Source organism: Mycobacteroides sp. LB1, assembly GCF_013449725.1.
Taxonomy (GTDB): domain Bacteria; phylum Actinomycetota; class Actinomycetes; order Mycobacteriales; family Mycobacteriaceae; genus Mycobacterium.
The window spans coordinates 852,604-872,373 of sequence record NZ_JACCFF010000001.1; the positions used below are offsets into that span (position 1 = coordinate 852,604).

General features: G+C 64.1%; 16 protein-coding genes. 4 read left to right on the plus strand and 12 right to left on the minus strand.

The features are described from left to right. Positions 1-75: 75 nt before the first annotated feature. Entirely contained in the window at positions 76-684 is a 609-nt protein-coding gene (locus MLB1_RS04390; RefSeq protein ID WP_180748470.1) for a TetR/AcrR family transcriptional regulator, read from the plus strand. Positions 685-754: 70 nt separating this feature from the next. Here MLB1_RS04390 and secA read toward each other — a convergent pair whose 3' ends face one another. The 5 genes from secA to MLB1_RS04415 all read right to left on the minus strand — a co-directional run bounded on the left by secA (position 755) and on the right by MLB1_RS04415 (position 6,738). After that, positions 755-3,571 carry a preprotein translocase subunit SecA gene (gene secA, locus MLB1_RS04395; RefSeq protein ID WP_180748471.1) on the minus strand — a complete coding sequence of 939 codons (2,817 nt, stop codon included), beginning with the start codon at positions 3,569-3,571 and terminating at the stop codon, positions 755-757. Between the two features lie 274 nt (positions 3,572-3,845). Beyond that, on the minus strand, positions 3,846-4,514 hold the full coding sequence (gene hpf / locus MLB1_RS04400; protein WP_180748472.1) for a ribosome hibernation-promoting factor, HPF/YfiA family: 669 nt from the start codon (positions 4,512-4,514) through the stop codon (positions 3,846-3,848). A gap of 352 nt (positions 4,515-4,866) precedes the next feature. Then, positions 4,867-5,490 (minus strand): ComF family protein, encoded by a 624-nt coding sequence (locus MLB1_RS04405; RefSeq protein ID WP_180748473.1) that lies wholly within the window; start codon positions 5,488-5,490, stop codon positions 4,867-4,869. Positions 5,491-5,566: 76 nt separating this feature from the next. Then, complete coding sequence (locus MLB1_RS04410; RefSeq protein WP_180748474.1) at positions 5,567-6,259, minus strand: TetR/AcrR family transcriptional regulator; 693 nt, start codon at positions 6,257-6,259, stop codon at positions 5,567-5,569. 44 nt (positions 6,260-6,303) lie between these two features. Further along, a complete protein-coding gene (locus MLB1_RS04415) occupies positions 6,304-6,738 on the minus strand; it encodes a hypothetical protein (RefSeq protein ID WP_180748475.1) in 435 nt (144 codons plus the stop codon). 126 nt (positions 6,739-6,864) lie between these two features. Between MLB1_RS04415 and MLB1_RS04420 the strand changes: the two genes are divergently transcribed. Then, on the plus strand, positions 6,865-8,835 hold the full coding sequence (locus MLB1_RS04420) for an acyl-CoA dehydrogenase (protein WP_180748476.1): 1,971 nt from the start codon (positions 6,865-6,867) through the stop codon (positions 8,833-8,835). Positions 8,836-8,859: 24 nt separating this feature from the next. Here MLB1_RS04420 and lpqB read toward each other — a convergent pair whose 3' ends face one another. The 4 genes from lpqB to MLB1_RS04440 all read right to left on the minus strand — a co-directional run bounded on the left by lpqB (position 8,860) and on the right by MLB1_RS04440 (position 14,647). Continuing rightward, complete coding sequence (gene lpqB / locus MLB1_RS04425; protein ID WP_180748477.1) at positions 8,860-10,614, minus strand: MtrAB system accessory lipoprotein LpqB; 1,755 nt, start codon at positions 10,612-10,614, stop codon at positions 8,860-8,862. Then, a complete protein-coding gene (gene mtrB, locus MLB1_RS04430; protein WP_180748478.1) occupies positions 10,611-12,329 on the minus strand; it encodes an MtrAB system histidine kinase MtrB in 1,719 nt (572 codons plus the stop codon). The genes lpqB and mtrB overlap by 4 nt, the downstream gene beginning before the upstream one ends. Beyond that, positions 12,326-13,012, minus strand: coding sequence for a two-component system response regulator MtrA (gene mtrA, locus MLB1_RS04435; protein WP_180748479.1), 687 nt, complete (start codon positions 13,010-13,012; stop codon positions 12,326-12,328). Before mtrA ends, mtrB begins: the two co-directional genes overlap by 4 nt. A 93-nt stretch (positions 13,013-13,105) precedes the next feature. Further along, positions 13,106-14,647: an AMP-binding protein gene (locus MLB1_RS04440; RefSeq protein ID WP_180749684.1), complete on the minus strand. Its 1,542-nt coding sequence runs from the start codon at positions 14,645-14,647 to the stop codon at positions 13,106-13,108. A gap of 283 nt (positions 14,648-14,930) precedes the next feature. Between MLB1_RS04440 and MLB1_RS04445 the strand changes: the two genes are divergently transcribed. Beyond that, complete coding sequence (locus MLB1_RS04445) at positions 14,931-15,656, plus strand: MgtC/SapB family protein (protein WP_180748480.1); 726 nt, start codon at positions 14,931-14,933, stop codon at positions 15,654-15,656. A 63-nt stretch (positions 15,657-15,719) separates the two neighbouring features. Further along, a complete protein-coding gene (locus MLB1_RS04450) occupies positions 15,720-16,796 on the plus strand; it encodes a magnesium and cobalt transport protein CorA (protein WP_255485714.1) in 1,077 nt (358 codons plus the stop codon). Positions 16,797-16,859: 63 nt separating this feature from the next. On the opposite strand, the gene MLB1_RS04455 is transcribed toward MLB1_RS04450, so the two are convergent. The 3 genes from MLB1_RS04455 to MLB1_RS04465 form a co-directional block, all read right to left on the minus strand. Then, positions 16,860-17,492, minus strand: coding sequence for a dTMP kinase (locus tag MLB1_RS04455; protein ID WP_180748482.1), 633 nt, complete (start codon positions 17,490-17,492; stop codon positions 16,860-16,862). Between the two features lie 68 nt (positions 17,493-17,560). After that, positions 17,561-19,021 (minus strand): adenosylhomocysteinase, encoded by a 1,461-nt coding sequence (ahcY, locus tag MLB1_RS04460; RefSeq protein WP_180748483.1) that lies wholly within the window; start codon positions 19,019-19,021, stop codon positions 17,561-17,563. 124 nt (positions 19,022-19,145) lie between these two features. After that, positions 19,146-19,742 (minus strand): TetR family transcriptional regulator, encoded by a 597-nt coding sequence (locus MLB1_RS04465; RefSeq protein ID WP_180749685.1) that lies wholly within the window; start codon positions 19,740-19,742, stop codon positions 19,146-19,148. Positions 19,743-19,770 lie beyond the last annotated feature (28 nt).

The window sequence follows — 19,770 nt, forward strand, 5'->3', positions numbered from 1 at the left end:
GTTATCGCAACGCATTGTTGCGATAATATGAGAGTTGCATGCCGCCATCACTAACGCAACTTATGGAGGCGATTAATGACGAATCGGCAGACCGTGCAGGGTCGACGAACGGGTGGGCGCAGTGCACGTGTCCGCGAGGCGATACTCGAGGCCGCGTTCGGTGAGCTGATCGACCGCGGGTATGCCGAGCTGACCGTGGAAGCCGTCGCCTCCCGCGCCGGCGTCAACAAGACCACCATCTACCGACGGTGGCCCACACTCGAAGACCTACTGGTGGATGCACTCACGACCTGGTCGCTGGAGGCCATCCCGGTCCCGGACACCGGCGGTATCGAATCGGACCTGCTCGCGACCGGCCGCGAACTGGCCGAGCTCCTCAACGATGGTGTCGGACGTCAGGTTGCCGCACTGGTTCTCACCGCCGGTCTCCGTTCCACCCCGCTTCGCGAAGCCACCCGACGCTACTTCGACCATCAGGCTGTCCGCGCAGTACCGGTCATCAGGCGGGCCATCGACCGGGGTGAGCTGCCGGCCGAGTGCGATGTCGACACGCTCCTCACCACGTTTCGCGCACCGCTCTTCTACCGCACGATCACGACAGGCGACCCCATTGACGATGACCTGATCGTCCACGCCACTCAGCTCACGCTGACCGCAGCGCGGGCCGGCCTACTGTCGACGTGACCCGTCAGGCCGCGAGTTCGGTGCATTTTCGGGCGCTCAGCGCACCCCTTTTGCACACAACCCCGCCCCTTTAGCGCTTGCGGCGCGACCGCGGCGGCTTGGAAGTACGGCCCGCATTACGCGACGCTTCCCGACGCTCGCGCCGAGTGCCGGCACCCGAGCTCGAGGCGTCGCCGCCTTCGTGGCGCGACTGCGCCGAGCCGTCCTCTGCCGGACCCGAGTAAGTCAGCTCGGGCTCGGATTCCTCCAGCCCCTTCGCCCGCAGTGCGCGCGGCGCTTCCTCAGTGGCGACCGCACCACCCGCGGCTTGTGCTGCGGCAGAAGCGAACTCAGCCAAGCCTTCGGGTGCGGCCTGCGGCGCAACAGCTCCGTCGACAGGCTGCTGGACCTCGACGTTGATGTTGAATAGGAAGCCGACCGACTCCTCCTTGAGGCCGTCGAGCATGGCCCTGAACATGTCGTAGCCCTCACGCTGGTACTCGACCAGCGGATCGCGCTGCGCCATCGCCCGCAGGCCGATGCCCTCCTTGAGGTAGTCCATCTCGTACAGGTGCTCGCGCCACTTGCGGTCGATCACACTGAGCAGGATGTTGCGCTCCAGCTGGCGCATCGAGCCTTCACCGGCCAGCTCGTCAATCTCGGTTTCACGCGCGGCGTAGGCCTTCTTGGCGTCGTCAAGCAGAGCCGCCTTGAGATCCACCGGGCCCAGCTCATCGGCGTCACCGTACTTGTCGGAAGCGATCAGCTCTTCGGGAGTCACCCCCACCGGGTACAGCGTCTTGAGTGCGGTCCACAACGCGTCGAAGTCCCAGTCCTCGTGATAGCCCTCCGCGGTGGCGCCGTCGACGTAGGCAGCAATGGTGTCGGTGATCATCTCTCGGATCTGCGGCTGCAGATCCTCGCCATCGAGGATGCGGCGACGCTCGGCATAGATGACCTTGCGCTGCTGGTTCATCACCTCGTCGTACTTAAGGACATTCTTGCGGATCTCGAAGTTCTGCTGCTCGACCTGAGTCTGGGCGCTCTTGATGGCGCTGGTGACCATCTTGGCCTCGATCGGCACATCGTCCGGCACATTCATGCGCGTCAAAATCGTTTCCAGCGCAGCGCCATTGAAACGCTTCATCAACTCGTCGCCCAGCGATAGGTAGAAGCGGGACTCACCCGGGTCACCCTGACGGCCGGAACGACCGCGCAACTGGTTGTCGATACGGCGAGACTCGTGCCGCTCGGTGCCCAGCACGTACAGACCACCGGCCTCCTGGACCTCCTTGGCCTCGGTCTCGGCGGCGTCCTTGAACTTCTGCAGTGTCTCGTCCCAGGCATCCTGGTACTCGTCCGCGGTCTCCACCGGATCCAGGCCCTGCTCGCGAAGGTGCTTGTCCGCCAAGAAGTCCGGGTTACCGCCCAGCACGATGTCGGTACCGCGACCGGCCATGTTGGTGGCCACCGTGATGGCCCCCCGGCGCCCCGCCTCAGCGATGATGCCGGCTTCCTGCTCGTGGTACTTGGCGTTGAGCACGTTATGCGGGATGCGCCGCTTGGTGAACTGCCGCGAAAGGTATTCGGAGCGTTCAACACTCGTAGTACCGATGAGGACGGGCTGGCCTGCCTCGTACCGCTCGACCACATCGTCGACGACCGCGATGTACTTGGCTTCCTCGGTCTTGTAGATGAGATCGGATTGGTCCTTGCGGACCATCGGCCTGTTGGTCGGGATCGACACGACGCCGAGTTTGTAGATCTCGTGCAGCTCGGCCGCCTCGGTCTGGGCAGTACCGGTCATACCGGCGAGCTTGTCGTAGAGCCGGAAGTAGTTCTGCAGGGTGATGGTGGCCAGCGTCTGGTTCTCGGCCTTGATCTCCACCCGCTCCTTGGCCTCGATGGCCTGGTGCATGCCCTCGTTGTAGCGGCGGCCCAGCAACACGCGACCGGTGAACTCGTCGACGATCAGAACCTCGCCGTCGCGGACAATGTAATCCTTGTCGCGATTAAACAGCTCCTTGGCCTTGATCGCGTTGTTGAGGTAGCTCACCAACGGCGAGTTGGCCGCCTCATACAGGTTGTCGATGCCCAGCTGGTCCTCGACGAACTCCACCCCGACTTCGTGGATACCGATGGTGCGCTTGCGGATGTCCACCTCGTAATGGGTGTCCTTCTCCATGAGCGGGACAAGCCGCGCGAACTCGGGGTACCAGTTGGAGGCGCCGTCGGCCGGCCCGGAAATGATGAGCGGCGTACGGGCCTCATCGATGAGGATCGAGTCCACCTCGTCGACGATGGCGAATGCATGACCGCGCTGCACCAGCTCGTCGAGCGAGTGGGTCATGTTGTCACGCAGATAGTCGAAACCGAACTCGTTATTGGTGCCGTAGGTGATGTCGGCGTTGTAGGCCTCGCGTCGCTCCTGGGGGGTCATCTGCGACAAGATCACGTCGACGTTCAGGCCGAGGAAGCGGTGTACGCGGCCCATCCACTCCGAGTCACGTTTGGCCAGGTAGTCGTTGACCGTGACGACGTGCGTGCCCTTACCGGCCAGGGCATTCAGATACGCGGGAAGCACACACGTCAGCGTCTTGCCCTCACCGGTCTTCATCTCGGCGACATTCCCGGCGTGCAGCGCGGCACCACCCATGACCTGCACATCGAAGTGACGCTGGCTCAGCACCCGCCAGGAGGCCTCACGGGCAACGGCGAAAGCCTCGGGCATCAGGTCGTCGAGGGTTTCACCCTTTTCCAGGCGTCCCTTGAACTCGCCGGTCTTCCCTCGAAGCTCGTCATCGGACAGTTTTTCGACGTCATCCGACAGGGTGTTGACGTAATCGGCCATGCCCTTGAGACGCTTGACCATGCGACCTTCACCGAGGCGCAGCAACTTCGACAGCACGTCAATATCCCCTGTACTCGTTAGGACTTGCGCAATCCTTCAGTCTTCACGCAAGCGGCTCATCCGCCTTCAGCGAGTCCCATCGTAGGCGCACGTGCTGTCAGGGCTGGACCTGCCGCGATATCGAGACTGCGGTGGGAGTGCCCATTCCCTGGATTTCACGCTCTCAATGCAGTCTCGGTGACCAGGCAACAGTGCCTGGTCAGGATGCGAGAAGTCCCCGCACCGGTTGTGAGACCAGGTGCGGGGACTCTCGGCGCGGTGTCTGCGCGCCCTACTCCCCGAGGCGTATCAGGCCGTAGTCATACGCGTGTCTCCGGTACACCACGGAGGGGCACCCGGTGGATTCGTCGTGGAACAGGAAGAAGTCGTGACCAACCAGTTCCATCTCGTACAGCGCGTCGTCGACCGTCATCGGCTTGGCCGGGTGTTCCTTGGTCCGCACGACCTGACCCGGACCCTGTCCGTCGTCCTCGGCACCGTTATGACTGTGCGCGCCATCCACCGTGGTGGGTGGCGTGAAGGCGTCGGCCGGGAGAACCTTGGTGGCCTCGGCGAGGGATACCGGCGTCTTGTCGCCGTAGTGAACCTTGCGGCGGTCACGGCCTCGGCGCAGCCGGCTCTCCAACTTGGCGACGGCAGCTTCGAGGGCGCTGTGGAACGTGTCGGCACACGCCTCGCCCCGGACAACCGGTCCCCGGCCCCGCGCGGTGATCTCCACGCGCTGACAGACCTTCTTCTGGCGACGGTTGCGTTCATGTTCGAGTTCTACGTCAAAGAGGTAAAGGGTTTTGTCGTACCGTTCCAGACGGGACAGTTTGTCGTTCACAAAGATTCGGAAGTGATCCGGAATTTCTACGTTTCGCCCCTTGACCACGATATCGGCTTGGGCTGTCCGCTCCGCGTCCTCGAGTGCAACGGATGCCTTTGATGTGCTTGACAACTCATACCTCCCGTACTGAGAGTGCGCTCACGGCCAACATGCCCGATGGGTCAAAAATGTTGGTGCTGCGCATATTTGATGTTTACAGTACGCCGGAGTCGCCTGAAACGCTGAGACGGCAGCCCGCCGGCGCTGGGGTTGGTAACCACCTCCTCCGCCGATATGGGAAGCAGGCGTTCCGTGTTGGTGAGCGGTTTTGACCGCCCGAACGCGGAACGTTCATAGCTTGTTGGCCCCGACGGTAGTCCGTGTTCACGCACCTTGCCACCGATTCGCAAGAGTCGTTTCGAGATCGTCACACGCCCGATGAGCCGACCAGGCGAAGAGCATCGAACATGGGCTCAGGTACGCATCAGGAGTACGTGAGCGTGAGGACGGCCGCGACGCGAAAACCCGCCGTTCGCAACACTCGTACCGATTCTGCAGCGGTGGCACCGGTGGTCAGCACATCGTCGACCAGCACCAACTCTGTGTCCGGTCGCGGACCCCGACGCACGGCGATACGCCCCGTCACATTGCGTTGCCGAGCGGAGATTGACAGTCCTACCGAATCGCGCGCCCCCATCTTCATGCGTAGCAGCGGTACAGCGTGTACGCCGGGAATCTGGGCGGCGACAGCGGCGACCGCAGTCACCGGGTCTCCGCCGCGTCCACGCGCCGACGTCCATCGGGTGGGGGCCGGAACCAGCGTCACTGGAGGCTCGACGAGGTGCCACCGCAGTAGTTGCCCCACTCCCCTGGCAAGCGCCGCACCCAGAGGAAGAGTGAGGTCGTGGCGACCGCGATCCTTCATCGTCACGATCGCCTGCCGTCGGGGGCCGGCGTACCGGCCCAGCGACAGAACGGGAACACCCGGGTCCACCCGCGTGGTCACCACCACGGGTTCTGCGGAGAACGCATCGGCGCAGGCCTCGCACCATCGGGTCGATGGTGCCCCGCAACCACCGCAGGCCAGCGGCAGCACCAGGTCGAGCATGCCAGAAAGTCTGCACGCGGGGTCTGACACTCTCGCCTACAGCTTGCTGAACCGGGTTGGAGCGCAATTGCCCGGCCTAGAGCGCGGCGACCAACATTTCTATCTGGCCGCGGTTCAGCACCTCGACTGTCCCGTCGGGCAGCCCGAGAATGCGGTCGGTAGCAACGCCGTAGAGCCGCTGACGCAGCACCGCCGCATCGATCGCCTCCCCGCGCGCCCGCGCATCCGGCGCAGCGGTAATCCGCTGGACGGTGGTACCCATATTGGCCGCAAAGCCTTGGATCATGTCACCGACGCCTTCGGGATCGAATGTCTCGAACACCCCTTCGGCGACTCCCCGCTCGATGACCTCGGTGAGTACCGGCCGAAACTTGTCCTCCCAGATCGCCGAGATCCGGCGCAGCAACGGTTGGTTCTCCGGCCGCAGCATCGAGACCATCGCCGCGATGCTCTCTGGCGCGCCGAGCACCATCTTGACCTCGTAGCTCGCGCGCAGCCCTGCGTTCAACCGCTCCAATGCACCCTTCCCCGGCTCGGTGAAGACCGGACCCAACGCCTCGAACGCCTGGTCCGCGCTGCGCTCCACAAGCGCCGCCACCAGGGCCTCCTTGGAGGAAAAGTAGTGGTAAAAAGCACCTTTCGAGATCCCAGAGGTAGCGATGAGATCGTTGAGGCTGACCTTTTCGTAACCGCGTTCCAGGAATAGGGACATCGCCAGATCGAGCAATTCGGTCCGACGCACCTCCGGATGCTTCACCACGCGCGGCATGGCTGATGTTCTTCGCACAAGCGGCTCATCACATCGGTATTGAATCAGTCGCCGGCCGCGGACTTCTTGATCCAGCCGACGTACGTCAGATACAGGCCGACGACGGCCATGAACAGGAAGAAGGCCCGCACCGGACCCACTGCGGGCATCGACGCGTCCACCCCCTTCTGCATCACGTGGGGGAATGCCAGCAGGACGAATCCTCGTAGCGCCAGAAACCAGCCGAACAGGGAGATGATCACCGGAGCGAGGCCTCTCCAAAACTGATGGAAGGCGATGATCATCAGCCCACAAAAGAGCAGCAGGGCACCGAACAGCCACGTCCACATCGGGTCGTTGAAGAAGCTGTCACTGAGGAAGCCAGGACCGCCCACCCGACAAGCGATGATGGTGGTTACCGTGGCGACGAATGGGCCGATGACCCGTGCGAATGCGCGTGTGCGCTGGACCGGGTCGATCGCGGTGGATGTAGTGGTCATGTCGTCGGCTCCTTCCGAATGGCCCAAATAGACCACTGGTCGGTATGTTAGACCGCTGGTCGGTAATAGCAAGATGCGTGCCGCAGAACGCCAACCGGCGGGCCGCTCCTGACTAGGCTCGAATGCATGGAGACCCGGACAGCACCCGCCGATGCCCAGCCCGTCCCCCATGCCTTGAGCTCACACCTGCGTGTTGCGCTCGACGGGCGATTTGGTCCGATACGCGACGCCGCGCGCGAGTATCTGGACCGCGCCGACCTACTTCCCGATCCCTCGCTGACCCTCGAAGAGGCGCGTGCGCGATCGCTGCGGATCATGCGCGAGCTGGTACCACATGGCGTGCCACAGGCAGGGTTCCGAAAGGAACACGGCGGCACTGGCGACGTCGGGGCCGCGATCGTCGGCATCGAGATGCTCGGCTACGCGGACTTGTCGCTGATGGTCAAGGCGGGCGTGCAATGGGGCCTCTTTGGCGGAGCGATCGAAAACCTGGGTACCGCTTCACATCACGAGCAGTACGTGGTCCCGCTGATCAATCTCGATGTGCTCGGCTGTTTCGCCATGACCGAGACCGGGCATGGCTCCAACGTCCAGGCCTTGCAAACCGTCGCCACCTACGACAGCGAGAGCGGCGACTTCATTCTCAGCTCCGAGGGCGATCTCGCGCGTAAGGATTACATCGGCGGTGCCGCCGAGCACGCCGCCGTGGCCGCGGTTTTCGCGCAGCTCGTCACCGGTGGACCCGGCGAGGAGGCGACCGGCCGCGGAGTCCATTGCTTCGTGGTGCCGATCCGCGGCGCCGACGGCAACGACCTCCCCGGAGTAACCACCAGCGACTGTGGATACAAGGGCGGACTCGCCGGAGTCGACAACGGGCGCATCGTGTTCGACAACGTGCGGGTGCCGCGGGCCAACCTACTCAACAAATATGCGGATGTCGGCGCTGATGGCTCTTATAGCTCGCCCATCGAGAACGAGAACAAGCGGTTCTTCACCATGTTGGGCACGCTCATCCGCGGACGGGTCAGCGTCGCCGCTACCTCGGGCGCGGCGGCCCGCAAGGCGCTGACCATCGCGTCGCGGTATGCCCTGGTGCGTAAGCAGTTCGATACCCCGGACAGCACCGACGAGGTGATCATCGCTGACTACCTGGTGCATCAACGCAAGCTGCTGCCCCTGATCGCACGGTCATACGCGCTGGCGTTCGCGCAGAACGAGCTCACCGAAGAGCTGCACGAGGTACAGACTGCCAACGAAGTGGACGGCGACCGTCAACGTCAGCTGGAAAGCGCCGCAGCGGGTTTGAAGGCAATGACCAGCTGGCACGCCCAGCACGCCATCACCATCTGCCGCGAGGCGTGCGGCGGGGCCGGGTACCTCGACGCCAACCAGCTCACCATCCTGCGGCGTGATATCGACGTGTTCACCACCTTCGAGGGCGATAACACCGTGCTCACTCAGCTGGTGGCTAAGGAGCTGCTTTCGGCCTATGCCGAGGACGTACGCGGCCTCAACGCCGTTGGCTGGACTCGATTTATTGCCGGCATGGCCCGCGATGTCCTCCTGGAACGCTCCGCGGCACGGCAGGTCATCCAGACGATCCTGGACTCGTCCGACGAGGACGTCGAGGAGTCCGATCTCAGCAATCGCGGCACGCAGCTGCGCCTGCTGCGCAATCGCGAGGATCATCTGCTGCGGACCGCGGCAACCCGGATGCAACGCGCCCAATCCGACGATGACAACCCGGATGAGGACCCCTTCGAGGTCTTCAACTCGGCGCAGGACCACATCCTCAAGGTCGGATCCGCGCACACCGAGCGGGTGGTGCTGGAAGCGTTCATCGCGGCGATCGACAGCTGCGACAGCCGATCTGCACAAGAGCTGCTGGAGAAGCTGTGCGATCTGTTCGTCTACAGCGCGCTCGAAGCCGACCTGTCGTGGTTCCTCATGCACCGGCATGTGTCGACCGAACGGGCGAAGGCCATCCGGCGCGGTGTCAACCAGCTGTGCTCCGAGCTGAGGCCACATCTGCGGGAATTGGTGGATGCGTTCGGAATTCCCGAGGCGCTGCTCGCGACGGAGATGATCGCCGAGTAATCCTGACAGCTCGGCGCCTTCCGGTTACCCGGTGAGTACCGGAATCGTCTGGGGCAGCATGAGTGGACGCACCTCGATCCACCTCTCCTCCGGCGTGCCCAATCCCGTCAGCTGCAGCACGCCGCGCGCGTCCGCGATGTAGATATTGGCCGGCGATGCGACAACGGTCGACACGGGAGTAAGCAGATTCCGGTCGTCCAGATCGGAGTTCACGCCGTCGAGGTTCACGTTGGCCACCAGGTGTGATCCGTCGTTGCGGGCAACCGCGAGATCGTCACCAGTCCGCCAGGCCAGCGATACCGCCGACTTCCCCAGGCCAAAGCCGAGCCGACGCGGATGCACCAGGGCGTAGTCGCCGCTGTCGGTCTGCACAACACTGGCCAAAACCACCTGGCCGTCGATGATCATGGCGGCACGGGTTCCGTCTCGCGACAACGCCAGTTCGGTGATCTGCCCCTGAAAGCTCTGCGCCACCGCCGACGATTCGACAGGCAACACCGCCACCATGGCGGTGGTGGCCTCCTGGATGACGCGGACCACGCGGCCCCCGTCGATCACCACCCACACCGCGTCGTCGAGCGCCCAGGTCGGGCGAGTCAGTGCCTTGCCGCCGACCGCCTCGCTGCCATTGGCGCCATTCGCACCTACCCACAGCGACATTTGCGGATCGTCTCCGGCCTGCACCCGCACCACCGATGCCACCTGACGCCCGCTGCGCGACAGCGCCGCCGAAACCTGGTTCCCCACTTGGCCAAACGATCCACGCACCGGCACGGCCTCATCGCGGTCCACCGTCACCAGCGTTCCATTTAGCAACCCATAGAGGCCCACACCCGCGCCCTCAGACGCACCTGGGTCAGTGGACGCGACGTTCTGTGTGCTCCACCCCTGCGCCAGTTGATCATCGAGCGGGGCGCCGTTGACCTGCAGCACATACGGTCCGGCGATTCCCGCGCGAGAGAGCGTCCAAATCACCTGCGCCGCAAGGAATTGCCGGGTCCGCTGATCGGGCGTCAAATCACCTTCCAGCTCGACCCGCACACCGCCGTATCCGCGCCCCACGTCCACCCTGCTGCCGTCGGCACGCGTCACCGGGCCGCGTAGCCGCAGGCCGTTCAGGTGATTGCGCACCGCCCCCGCGAGCTCGGGCCGCGGACCGGACAAAAGCTTGTACACGAGCTCAGTGGCCAACAGGTCGGGGTCGGAGACCGCCACGTACCGCGGGTCGGGTACCACGGTGCGACCGGCCGGGTCGGCGAAGTAGACGGTGTACCGACGGTAGGTGGCCTGGAATTGCGCCCAGTCGAGCAACACTCCATTGGGCAGCGAGTCGATTCGCCACTCGCCGTTGGCCTTTGCCAACGTGAACTGAGGATCCTGGATATCACCCTGGGCGGTCTGGAAGACCCCGATATCGGACAGGGTGCCCAACTTATTGGCGCGTACGTTGATGGCCCACCGGTCGACACCACGTTGGTCGACGAACACCGGCGACTCGATGAGCACCGCGTCACCCGCGTCATCCCAAGCCCGCGAGGCGGATTCGGTGAGGAATTGGCGCGCTGCGCGGTGCCTGTTCGATGGGTCGGCGGTCGCCTTCAAGAACTCGCGCAATACCGTTTCGGGTTCCATACCCGGTGTGGGTGCGGGCACCCCCGGCGGCGCCGGGCGCTGCACCGTTCCGATGGCCTGCGGCGAGGACGATGATGGCACCCCTGCGCACGCGGTGAGTCCAAGCGCCGCCGCGGTCAGGATCGCCGCCACTTTCCGGCGCATCATGATGACTCTCCCACTGGCTCGACCGTGGCGCCGGAGGCACGCATCGGCGCGGTCTCTTGTTCTCCCGGCCGCTCTCCCGGGCGACCGGGGCGCGGAACCGGCCGGCGCACAGCGGAACTCGGACGGCTGGTGGGATTCAAGGGAAGGGGGCTCGTAGTCACTTTATGCCCGCGGACCAGCGGCACCGTCAGGCGGAACAACGCCCCCTTGCCCGGCTCGCCCCATGCCTCCAAACGTCCCTGATGCAGCCGGGCATCCTCGACGCTGATCGCCAGACCCAGTCCGGTGCCGCCGGAGTGACGTTTCCGCGACGGGTCCGCGCGCCAAAACCTGTTGAACACCAGCTTTTCCTCGCCGGGACGCAGACCAACCCCACGGTCCCGCACGGTGACGGCGACGCTGTCGATATCGGCGGCCATCTGGATGGTGACGGGTTTGTGCTCACTATGATCGATCGCATTGGCGACCAGGTTGCGCAGAATCCGTTCCACGCGACGAGGATCCACCTCGGCAATGATCTCGCTGTCGGGCATGTCGAGCTCCACCGCGGTGTCCAACTCGTCGGCCAGGTGCTTGACCGAAGCCACGACGGTCTTGACGGTGTCGCGCAGATCCACCTGCTCCACGGCGAGCTCGGCCACACCGGCATCGTGCCGCGAGATTTCCAGCAGGTCGCTCAACAACGATTCGAATCGATCGAGCTCATTGACCATCAACTCGGCGGAACGCTGCAACGACGGATCGAGCTCGTCCCGGTTGTCGTAGATGAGGTCGGCCGCCATCCGCACAGTGGTCAACGGCGTACGCAATTCGTGGCTGACGTCAGAGGTGAAGCGGCGCTGCAGATTTCCGAACTCTTCGAGTTGTGTGATCTCGCGCGAGAGGCTTTCGGCCATATCGTTGAAGGACACAGCCAGCCGGGCCATATCGTCGACACCGCGCACCGGCATGCGTTCAGAGAGATGCCCCTCGGCGAATCGCTCGGCGATCCGGGAGGCCGAACGCACCGGCAGCACCACCTGACGGGCGACCAGCAGCGCCACCGCGGCCAGGAGCACCAACAGCACCACACCGCCGGTGACGATGGTGCCGCGCACCAGCGAAATAGTGCTTTCCTCATTCGAGAGCGGGAAGACCAAGTACAGCTCGAGCGCGGTGACGTTCGACGTCGTCGGCGAGCCGATGACCAGAGCCTTCCCCGAGAAGCTCTCGGTATGCACGGTCGAGTACTGGTAACTGACCTGGCCGGCCTTGACGAAATCGCGCAGCGGGCCCGGGATCTGGTTGGCGGGTCCCGCCGAGGTGGCCGCGCGCGGCCCATCCCCGGGAACCATGAGGACCGCGTCGAACCCCCCGGCAACTCCGCCCTCGGAGCCCTTGGTGCGGTTCAGTAACTGGTTACGGGCCAGCTCCAGGCTGCTCTGCAGTGATCGGGTTTCCTCGCCGCCGACATCGTCGCTGACGATGACGCGCGCACGCTCGATCTCCTCCTTCGCAACCCGGGTCTTTGATTCCAGGATGCGGTCGGTGACCTGGCTGGTGAGCACGAATCCCAGGATCAGGATGACCAGGGACGACAGCGCCAAATTGGACACCACCACCCGCACCTGCAGGGAACGGCGCCAGGTGAACCCGACTGCCCGACTCAGCGCCTTCAGACCGCGTATCAGTGGTGCCGACCGCCGCTGAATGCGCCGCTTCGAGCTAAAGATCACGGGGGTCCGGCCTTATATCCCACTCCTCGAACGGTCAACACCACGGTCGGATTCTCCGGGTCCTTCTCGACCTTCGCCCGTAGACGCTGCACGTGGACGTTCACCAGCCGGGTATCGGCCGGGTGACGGTAACCCCACACCTGTTCGAGCAGCACATCTCGAGTAAACACCTGGCGCGGTTTGCGTGCCAGCGCCACCAGTAGGTCGAATTCCAGCGGAGTCAGTGAGATCTGCTCGCCCTCGCGCGTCACCTTGTGCGCGGGCACATCGATCTCGATACCCGCGATGTTCAGCAGCTCGGCGGGCTCGTCGTCGTTACGGCGCAACCGGGCGCGGATGCGGGCGACGAGCTCCTTCGGCTTGAACGGCTTCATGATGTAGTCGTCGGCGCCGGACTCCAGGCCCAGCACCACGTCAACGGTGTCGGTCTTGGCCGTCAGCATGATGATCGGCACACCGGAATCGGAGCGCAGCACCCGGCACACGTCGATACCGTTCATCCCCGGCAGCATGAGGTCCAGCAGAACCAGATCGGGACGTAGCTCCCGAACGGCGGTAAGTGCCTGCGTACCGTCGCTCACCACCGCGGTCTCGAAGCCCTCCCCGCGCAACACGATGGTGAGCATCTCCGCCAATGACGCGTCATCGTCGACAACAAGGATCCTTTGCCTCATAGATCCCATCGTGTCACTAGATCGTGACAAAACCGGGGTACCAAAGGGGCGAGTTGCCGTTCTATTCGCGGATCCTCGCCACGAGTAGGTGTATCGGCGCAATCAGGCGAGCTGCTGGCGGATCTTGAATTTCTGGATCTTCCCGGTGGCGGTTCTGGGCAGGGAGTCGACGAACTCGACGCGCTTGGGGCACTTGTATCCGGCCAGACTCTCCCGACAGTGCGCGACGAGATCGGGTCCGGTCGGCGCGTCTGCCCCTGGGTTTGTCCCCCAGACCACGACCACCGCGGTGACCAGCTCGCCCCATTTCTCGTCGGGCACCCCGACAACGGCGGCCTCGCGCACACCAGGATGCGATATCAAGGCATCCTCCACCTCGATGGAGGACACGTTCTCTCCGCCGGTGATGATGACGTCCTTCTTGCGATCCGAGATGGTGAGGTATCCGTCGGCCATCGATCCGCGGTCACCGGTATGAAACCAATTGCCTGCCAATGCCTCCGTGGTGGCCTCCGGCTGGTCCCAATACCCGTCGAGGTTCGTGTTCGACTGGGTCAGCACCTCCCCGTCCTCCGCAATCGACACGCGGACACCGATCGCCGGAGCACCCGCACGGCCCAACATCCGAGCCTGCTGCTGCTCGTCGAGGTCGGCCCATTCGGACCGAAAGCGGTTGATGGCAATGAGCGGCGCGGTCTCGGTGAGCCCGTAGATCTGGATGAACTCCCAACCGAGTTCCGCACGCACCCTCGCGATGGTGCGCGTCGGAGGCGGCGCTCCCGCGACGATGATCCGGACCCGGCCCCTGCCGGGGATGGGCCCTTCCCAGCTCGCTGCGGCATCCAACACGGCGTCGACGACCGTTGGCGCCGCACACATCACGGTCACGCCATGCTCGTCGACACGTCGCAGAATCTCGTCACCGTCGATCTTCCGCAGCACGATATGCCGGCCACCCATACCGGTGGCGGCATACGGCCAGCCCCAACCGTTGCAATGGAACATCGGCAACGTGTGCAGCAGCACATCGTCCTCGCGCAGAGTGGCGTGCAATCCGAATACGACGCCGTTGATCCAGATGTTGCGATGAGTGAGCTGAACACCCTTGGGGCGACTCGTGGTACCAGAGGTGTAATTCAGTGTCGCGGTAGATGATTCATCACACGACCACGGTCGCGGTTCGGCGGCATACGAATCGGCCGCCTCGCTCGTCGCTCCGAAGATCGCCGCATCGTCTTCTCCCAACACGAAGTTGTGAGTGGCACGCGCGGTGTCCAGTAAGTGACGCACCTCGGGGTCCACCAGGAGCACCGATGCACCCGAATGTTCGACGATGTACTCGATTTCGGCAGGAGCCAACCGAAAATTGATCGGCACCAGGATGCGCCCCCACCCGGACACCCCGAAGAAGGACGTGAGCAATCGGGCACTGTTATGCGAGACGATCGCCACCCGCTCCCCCGGCTCAACACCGAGGTCATCCAGTGCCGCGGCCTGCCCACGCGCACGCGCGGCGAGCTGCCGGTAGGTCAACCGCCCCCAGGACGGCGCCGGTTGAACCGGCTCGTCGACAACCCCCACACGGTCGGGGTACACAAGCTCGGCACGGTCCAGGAAATCACGCACGCTCAGGTCGAAGAACACGCACCAATCCTGCCGTCCCACGCGGGGTGTGGTGCCGATATCGACGAAGCGACAGGCCATCTTGCCGGTCGCAGGCAGACGGGTGTTTAATGAAGGCGCTTGTTCAGCAGTGGTTCATGTGCGCTTTGCGCCCGCGACTAGGAGGTGACGCGACTATGTCCGATAGTCAACCTCCGAGTATCCACAGCGCCTTCTAACGCAGACCCGGGTCGCGCTCGAAGGCGCTCTTGTTGCACCAATACAACGTGCACCTCGAAGCCACTGCGAAAGAACAGGACCCGTTATGAGCCATTGGGATGTCGTCATCCGTGTAGCCCTCGGATTTGGCCTGGGCTGCGCCATCGGGATCGAACGGCAGTGGCGCGCCAAGAACGCCGGCCTGCGCACCAACGCGCTGGTGTGCCTGGGCGCGACACTGTTCGTCATCATGGGCGCCTATAGCTTCCACGGCCCCGGTGCCGATCCCACACGTGTTGCGGCACAGATTGTTTCGGGCATCGGCTTCCTCGGCGCCGGAGTGATCATGAAACAGGGCGCCACCATCACCGGGCTGAACACCGCCGCCACCATGTGGGCGACCGCCGCGGTTGGGGCCTTGGCCGGCGGCGGGATGTACGACGTGGCGATCATCGGCACCGCGGCAATCGTGCTGGCCAACCTGCTATTACGCCCGCTGGGCCATCTACTCGACCGCAGCCCGACCACTGCCGGTCGCGAGGCCCGGCCCGCGGAATACCTCTTTGAGGTCACCACCACCGATGAGACCGAGGCACATATCCGGGCACTCACCGTGCAGGCCGTGAGCCGGCCGGAATTCGCGCTGCAATCCGTGCGGTCGTACGACGTCGAGGACGGCAAGCATGTGCGGGTGGTCGCGAAGCTGAGCACCGAAGAGCGCAACGACTCCCTGATGGAGTCCGCGGTAAGTCGGCTCAGCATGGAACCCGCTGTGTCGTCAGTGCGCTGGCACGTCGATCGCGAAGAAGAGGTTGAAGCCAGTGAATGGTAAGGAGACCCCATGATTTCGCTACGGAGAGGCGCCCTGAGACGGACGCCGTCACCCGAGGAGTTCATGGCGGTACACCGTGACTCCGATGAATACGACTCCGACCGCTCCGCATGCTCGGTGGAAGCCAGCATCGTCAACAGTTCGGTGTACCGCGACGGGGTCAAGATCAGCACCACCAAAACCCTCGCCGACGCACTCGAGAGCTTGCCCGACGACTCGTCGATGGCATGGATTGGCATGTACCGGCCCAACGACGACCAATTACACGCGGCAGCAGACGAATTCGACCTGCATCCGTTGGCGGTGGAAGATGCCATCGACGCGCATCAGCGCCCGAAGCTCGAACGTTACGGCAACACGCTTTTCGTGGTGTTGCGCGCGGCACGCTATGTGGACCGCACCGAGCGCGTCGACTTCGGTGAACTACATGTGTTCTGCGGCAGTAACTTCATCCTCACAGTGCGGCATGCCGAATCCCCGGACCTGTCCGCGGTACGGGCTCGCATGGAGAGCCACCCCGAGCTGCTCCGGCTGGGGCCAGAGGCGGTGCTGTACGCCATCTGCGATGCCGTGGTGGACGGATACGCGCCCGTCATCGCCGGTCTGCAGAACGATATCGACGAGATCGAGACCGAGGTGTTCAGCGGCGATCCCAATGTTTCGCAACGTATCTACAAGCTGTCACGCGAGGTTATCGAGTTCCAGCGCGCCACCAAACCGCTGCTGGCGATGCTCAACAACCTCTCGACGGGCTTCTCCAAGTACAACTCGAACGAGGAGCTGCGCAGCTATCTGCGCGACGTCACCGACCACGCCACCATGGTGGTGGAGCGGGCCGACGGTTTCCGTCAGCTGTTGGACAATATCCTGACCGTCAACTCGACCCTGGTGACTCAGGAGCAGAACGTCCAGATGCGCAGGCTCGCCGAGACCGCGTACCAACAGAACGAGGAAATCAAGAAGGTGTCCGCGTGGGCGGCAATCCTGTTCGCCCCCACGCTGATCGGCACCGTGTACGGCATGAACTTCCAGAGCATGCCCGAGCTGGCTTGGAACTACGGGTATCCGCTCGCATTGGGACTGATGGTGCTGACATGTGTCAGCCTCTATGCGATATTCAAGGGACGCAACTGGCTGTAACCGCGCTCGCCCAGAGTGAAGCTATGGCGGGATTTCGACCGATTCCCCGCCGTGGTTTCACGCTCAGCGCAGCAGTGAGGCCGCCAGCGTCTCCGGGTCGCCGCCATCGGCGACCACCCACCGACCACCCCAGTTACGTTGTGCCAGATCGGCATACGCCGCAGACACCCGCGTCTGCAGGTCTCCATCGCGTTCGTAGGTGTCACGGGTGCGGTCACTCTCCTGCTGCTCACGCCGACGGGCACGCTGCTGGGCGAGCTCCGGCGAAACATTCAGGAAGACTTGCCAATCAGGACGGGGCAGGGCAAAACGCTCGAATTCCAGCTCATACACCCAGCGGGCCATATCGCCGCCGCCGTCCTGATGCAGCCGGGCCGCGCCGTACGCGGCATTCGAGGCCACCCAGCGATCCAGGATCACGAGGTCGTTCGTGCGCTCCAGCCCCGCGAGCTCTTCACGGCAATCGCGCCGGTCCAGCGCGAACAGCACCCCCATCGCATATGCGGAGGACACCACATCACCGTGCCCGCCTTTGAGCGACTCGGCCGCCAGGTCGGCATGCACCGAGCGGCCATAGCGCGGGAAGGCCAGCGTCGCAACGGATAACCCCTGGGCATTCCAGCGCGCTATCAGCGCCTCGGTAAGAGTGCGCTTGCCCGCGCCGTCGACACCCTCGATCGCAATCAGCTGGCCCACGGCAGGTCAGCCTACGCAAAGGCCCCCCGCACCGGGGTGCAAGGGGCCTCTACGCAGATTAGCGGCGATCAGTAGCGGTAGTGCTCCGGCTTGTACGGGCCTTCCACGTCCACACCGATGTACTCGGCCTGGTCCTTGGTGAGCCGGGTCAGCGTGCCACCCAGCGCCTCCACGTGAATCTTGGCGACCTTCTCGTCGAGGTGCTTGGCCAGCCGGTAGACCTCGTTGTCGTACTCGTCGTTCTTGGTCCACAGCTCGATCTGCGCGATCACCTGGTTCGAGAAGCTGTTGCTCATCACGAAGGACGGGTGTCCGGTCGCGTTGCCCAGGTTGAGCAGACGGCCCTCGGACAGCACGATGATCGACTTACCCGAGTCCCCGAACGTCCACTGGTCCACCTGCGGCTTGATGTTCAGCCGCGTAGCACCCGACTTCTCCAGGGCAGCCATGTCGATCTCGTTGTCGAAGTGGCCGATGTTGCCCAGGATCGCCTGGTCCTTCATGGCCTTCATGTGGTCGAGCAGGATGATGTCCTTGTTGCCGGTCGAGGTGACGACGATATCGGCATTCCCGATCGCCTGTTCGACGGTGACGACGTCAAACCCGTCCATCAGCGCCTGCAGCGCGTTGATCGGGTCGACCTCGGTGACCTGCACCCGGGCGCCCTGCCCGGCCAGGGACTCGGCGCAGCCCTTGCCGACGTCACCGTAACCACAGATCAGAATCTTCTTGCCACCGATCAGCACATCGGTGCCGCGGTTGATGCCGTCGACGAGCGAGTGCCGAGTGCCGTACTTGTTGTCGAACTTGCTCTTGGTCACCGAGTCGTTGACGTTGATGGCCGGGAACGACAGCTCGCCCGCCGCCGCGAACTGGTACAGGCGCAGCACGCCGGTGGTGGTCTCCTCGGTGACGCCCTGGACCGATCCGGCGATCTTTGTCCACTTGTCCTTGTCGGTTTCGAACCGCGCACGAATCAGGTTGAGGAACACCTTGTGCTCGGCCGAGTCATTCTCCTCCTCGGGCGGCACCACACCGGCCTTCTCGTACTGCGCGCCGCGCAGCACGAGCATGGTGGCGTCGCCGCCGTCGTCGAGAATCATGTTGGCGGGCTCGTTCGGCCACGTCAGCATCTGCTCGGCGGCCCACCAGTACTCCTCCAGGCTCTCGCCCTTCCAGGCGAACACCGGGGTGCCCTTCGGTTCTTCCTCGGTGCCATGCGGCCCGACAACCACTGCAGCCGCGGCGTGGTCCTGTGTGGAGAAGATGTTGCACGACGCCCAGCGGACCTCCGCGCCGAGAGACACCAGGGTCTCGATCAGCACCGCGGTCTGGATGGTCATATGCAGCGAGCCGGAGATGCGGGCGCCCTTGAGCGGCAGCACATCCGCATACTCGCGACGCAGCTCCATCAGGCCCGGCATCTCGTGTTCGGCCAGGCGGATCTCCTTGCGGCCGAACTCGGCCTCGGAAAGATCTGCCACCTTGTAATCAATGCCGTTGCGTACGTCGGCCACCAGCTCGGTCATCTTTTGTCTCTTCCGCCTCTAGTGAAGTATGTCAATCCCCTTGACTTACCGGGGTCCGTCACCAGGTTAGCGCGTACGAGCGGCCGATTGTTAGATCAGGTAGCGAGATTTGTGGATGCGCAGGTCACGAGTCGCGGGTCGCCGCATTAGCTTCCACAAACGGCGAGAGCAGCCGCGCCATATCGAGGGCAACGTCATGGTCGGACTCCGGCGGCATGGAGACGTAACTGATCGCCAGCCGCACGATCGACCGGGCGAGGATGGCCGCGTCCTCCGCGCTGGCGCGCACCCAGCTGTTCTTGAACGACTCGGTAAGCCGGGCGGAGGCCGGCAGCACGATCGTGGCGCTGTCGACCGTTACCAGGCGCATCAGTTCGGGCTTGGCTTCGCCGGTCAATAGCGAGACAACCATCGGATCGGCGGCGCTATCGGCGAAGAACGCGGCGAATCCCGCGTGCAGGGCGCCGTGAATGTCGCCGACATGGGCGTAGATCGCGTCATTGACGGCGCCGGCGAGCCGCATGGCCAATCGCAACGCATACCCCTGGGCCAACCCCTGTCGGGAGCCGAACTCGTTGTACAGCGTCTGACGGCTGACTCCCGCCCGGCGGGCCACATCGGACATGGTTACCGCCGACCAGTCCTGTTGCCGCAGAAGATCTCCGAGCGCATCGAGGACCGATTCGCGAAGCAGCGCCCGCGCGGCCTCGGCATACGGCACTCGCGGCGTCACACCGGGGAGCCTGGCA

Coding starts and splice junctions, on each gene's coding strand:
- MLB1_RS04450 (WP_255485714.1), top strand. CDS start 15,720: ATGGCGGTACACCGTGACTCCGATGAATACGACTCCGACCGCTCCGCA.
- ahcY (WP_180748483.1), bottom strand. CDS start 19,021: ATGACCGAGCTGGTGGCCGACGTACGCAACGGCATTGATTACAAGGTG.
- mtrA (WP_180748479.1), bottom strand. CDS start 13,012: ATGGGATCTATGAGGCAAAGGATCCTTGTTGTCGACGATGACGCGTCA.
- lpqB (WP_180748477.1), bottom strand. CDS start 10,614: ATGATGCGCCGGAAAGTGGCGGCGATCCTGACCGCGGCGGCGCTTGGA.
- MLB1_RS04405 (WP_180748473.1), bottom strand. CDS start 5,490: ATGCTCGACCTGGTGCTGCCGCTGGCCTGCGGTGGTTGCGGGGCACCA.
- MLB1_RS04410 (WP_180748474.1), bottom strand. CDS start 6,259: ATGCCGCGCGTGGTGAAGCATCCGGAGGTGCGTCGGACCGAATTGCTC.
- MLB1_RS04415 (WP_180748475.1), bottom strand. CDS start 6,738: ATGACCACTACATCCACCGCGATCGACCCGGTCCAGCGCACACGCGCA.
- MLB1_RS04390 (WP_180748470.1), top strand. CDS start 76: ATGACGAATCGGCAGACCGTGCAGGGTCGACGAACGGGTGGGCGCAGT.
- MLB1_RS04420 (WP_180748476.1), top strand. CDS start 6,865: ATGGAGACCCGGACAGCACCCGCCGATGCCCAGCCCGTCCCCCATGCC.
- MLB1_RS04445 (WP_180748480.1), top strand. CDS start 14,931: ATGAGCCATTGGGATGTCGTCATCCGTGTAGCCCTCGGATTTGGCCTG.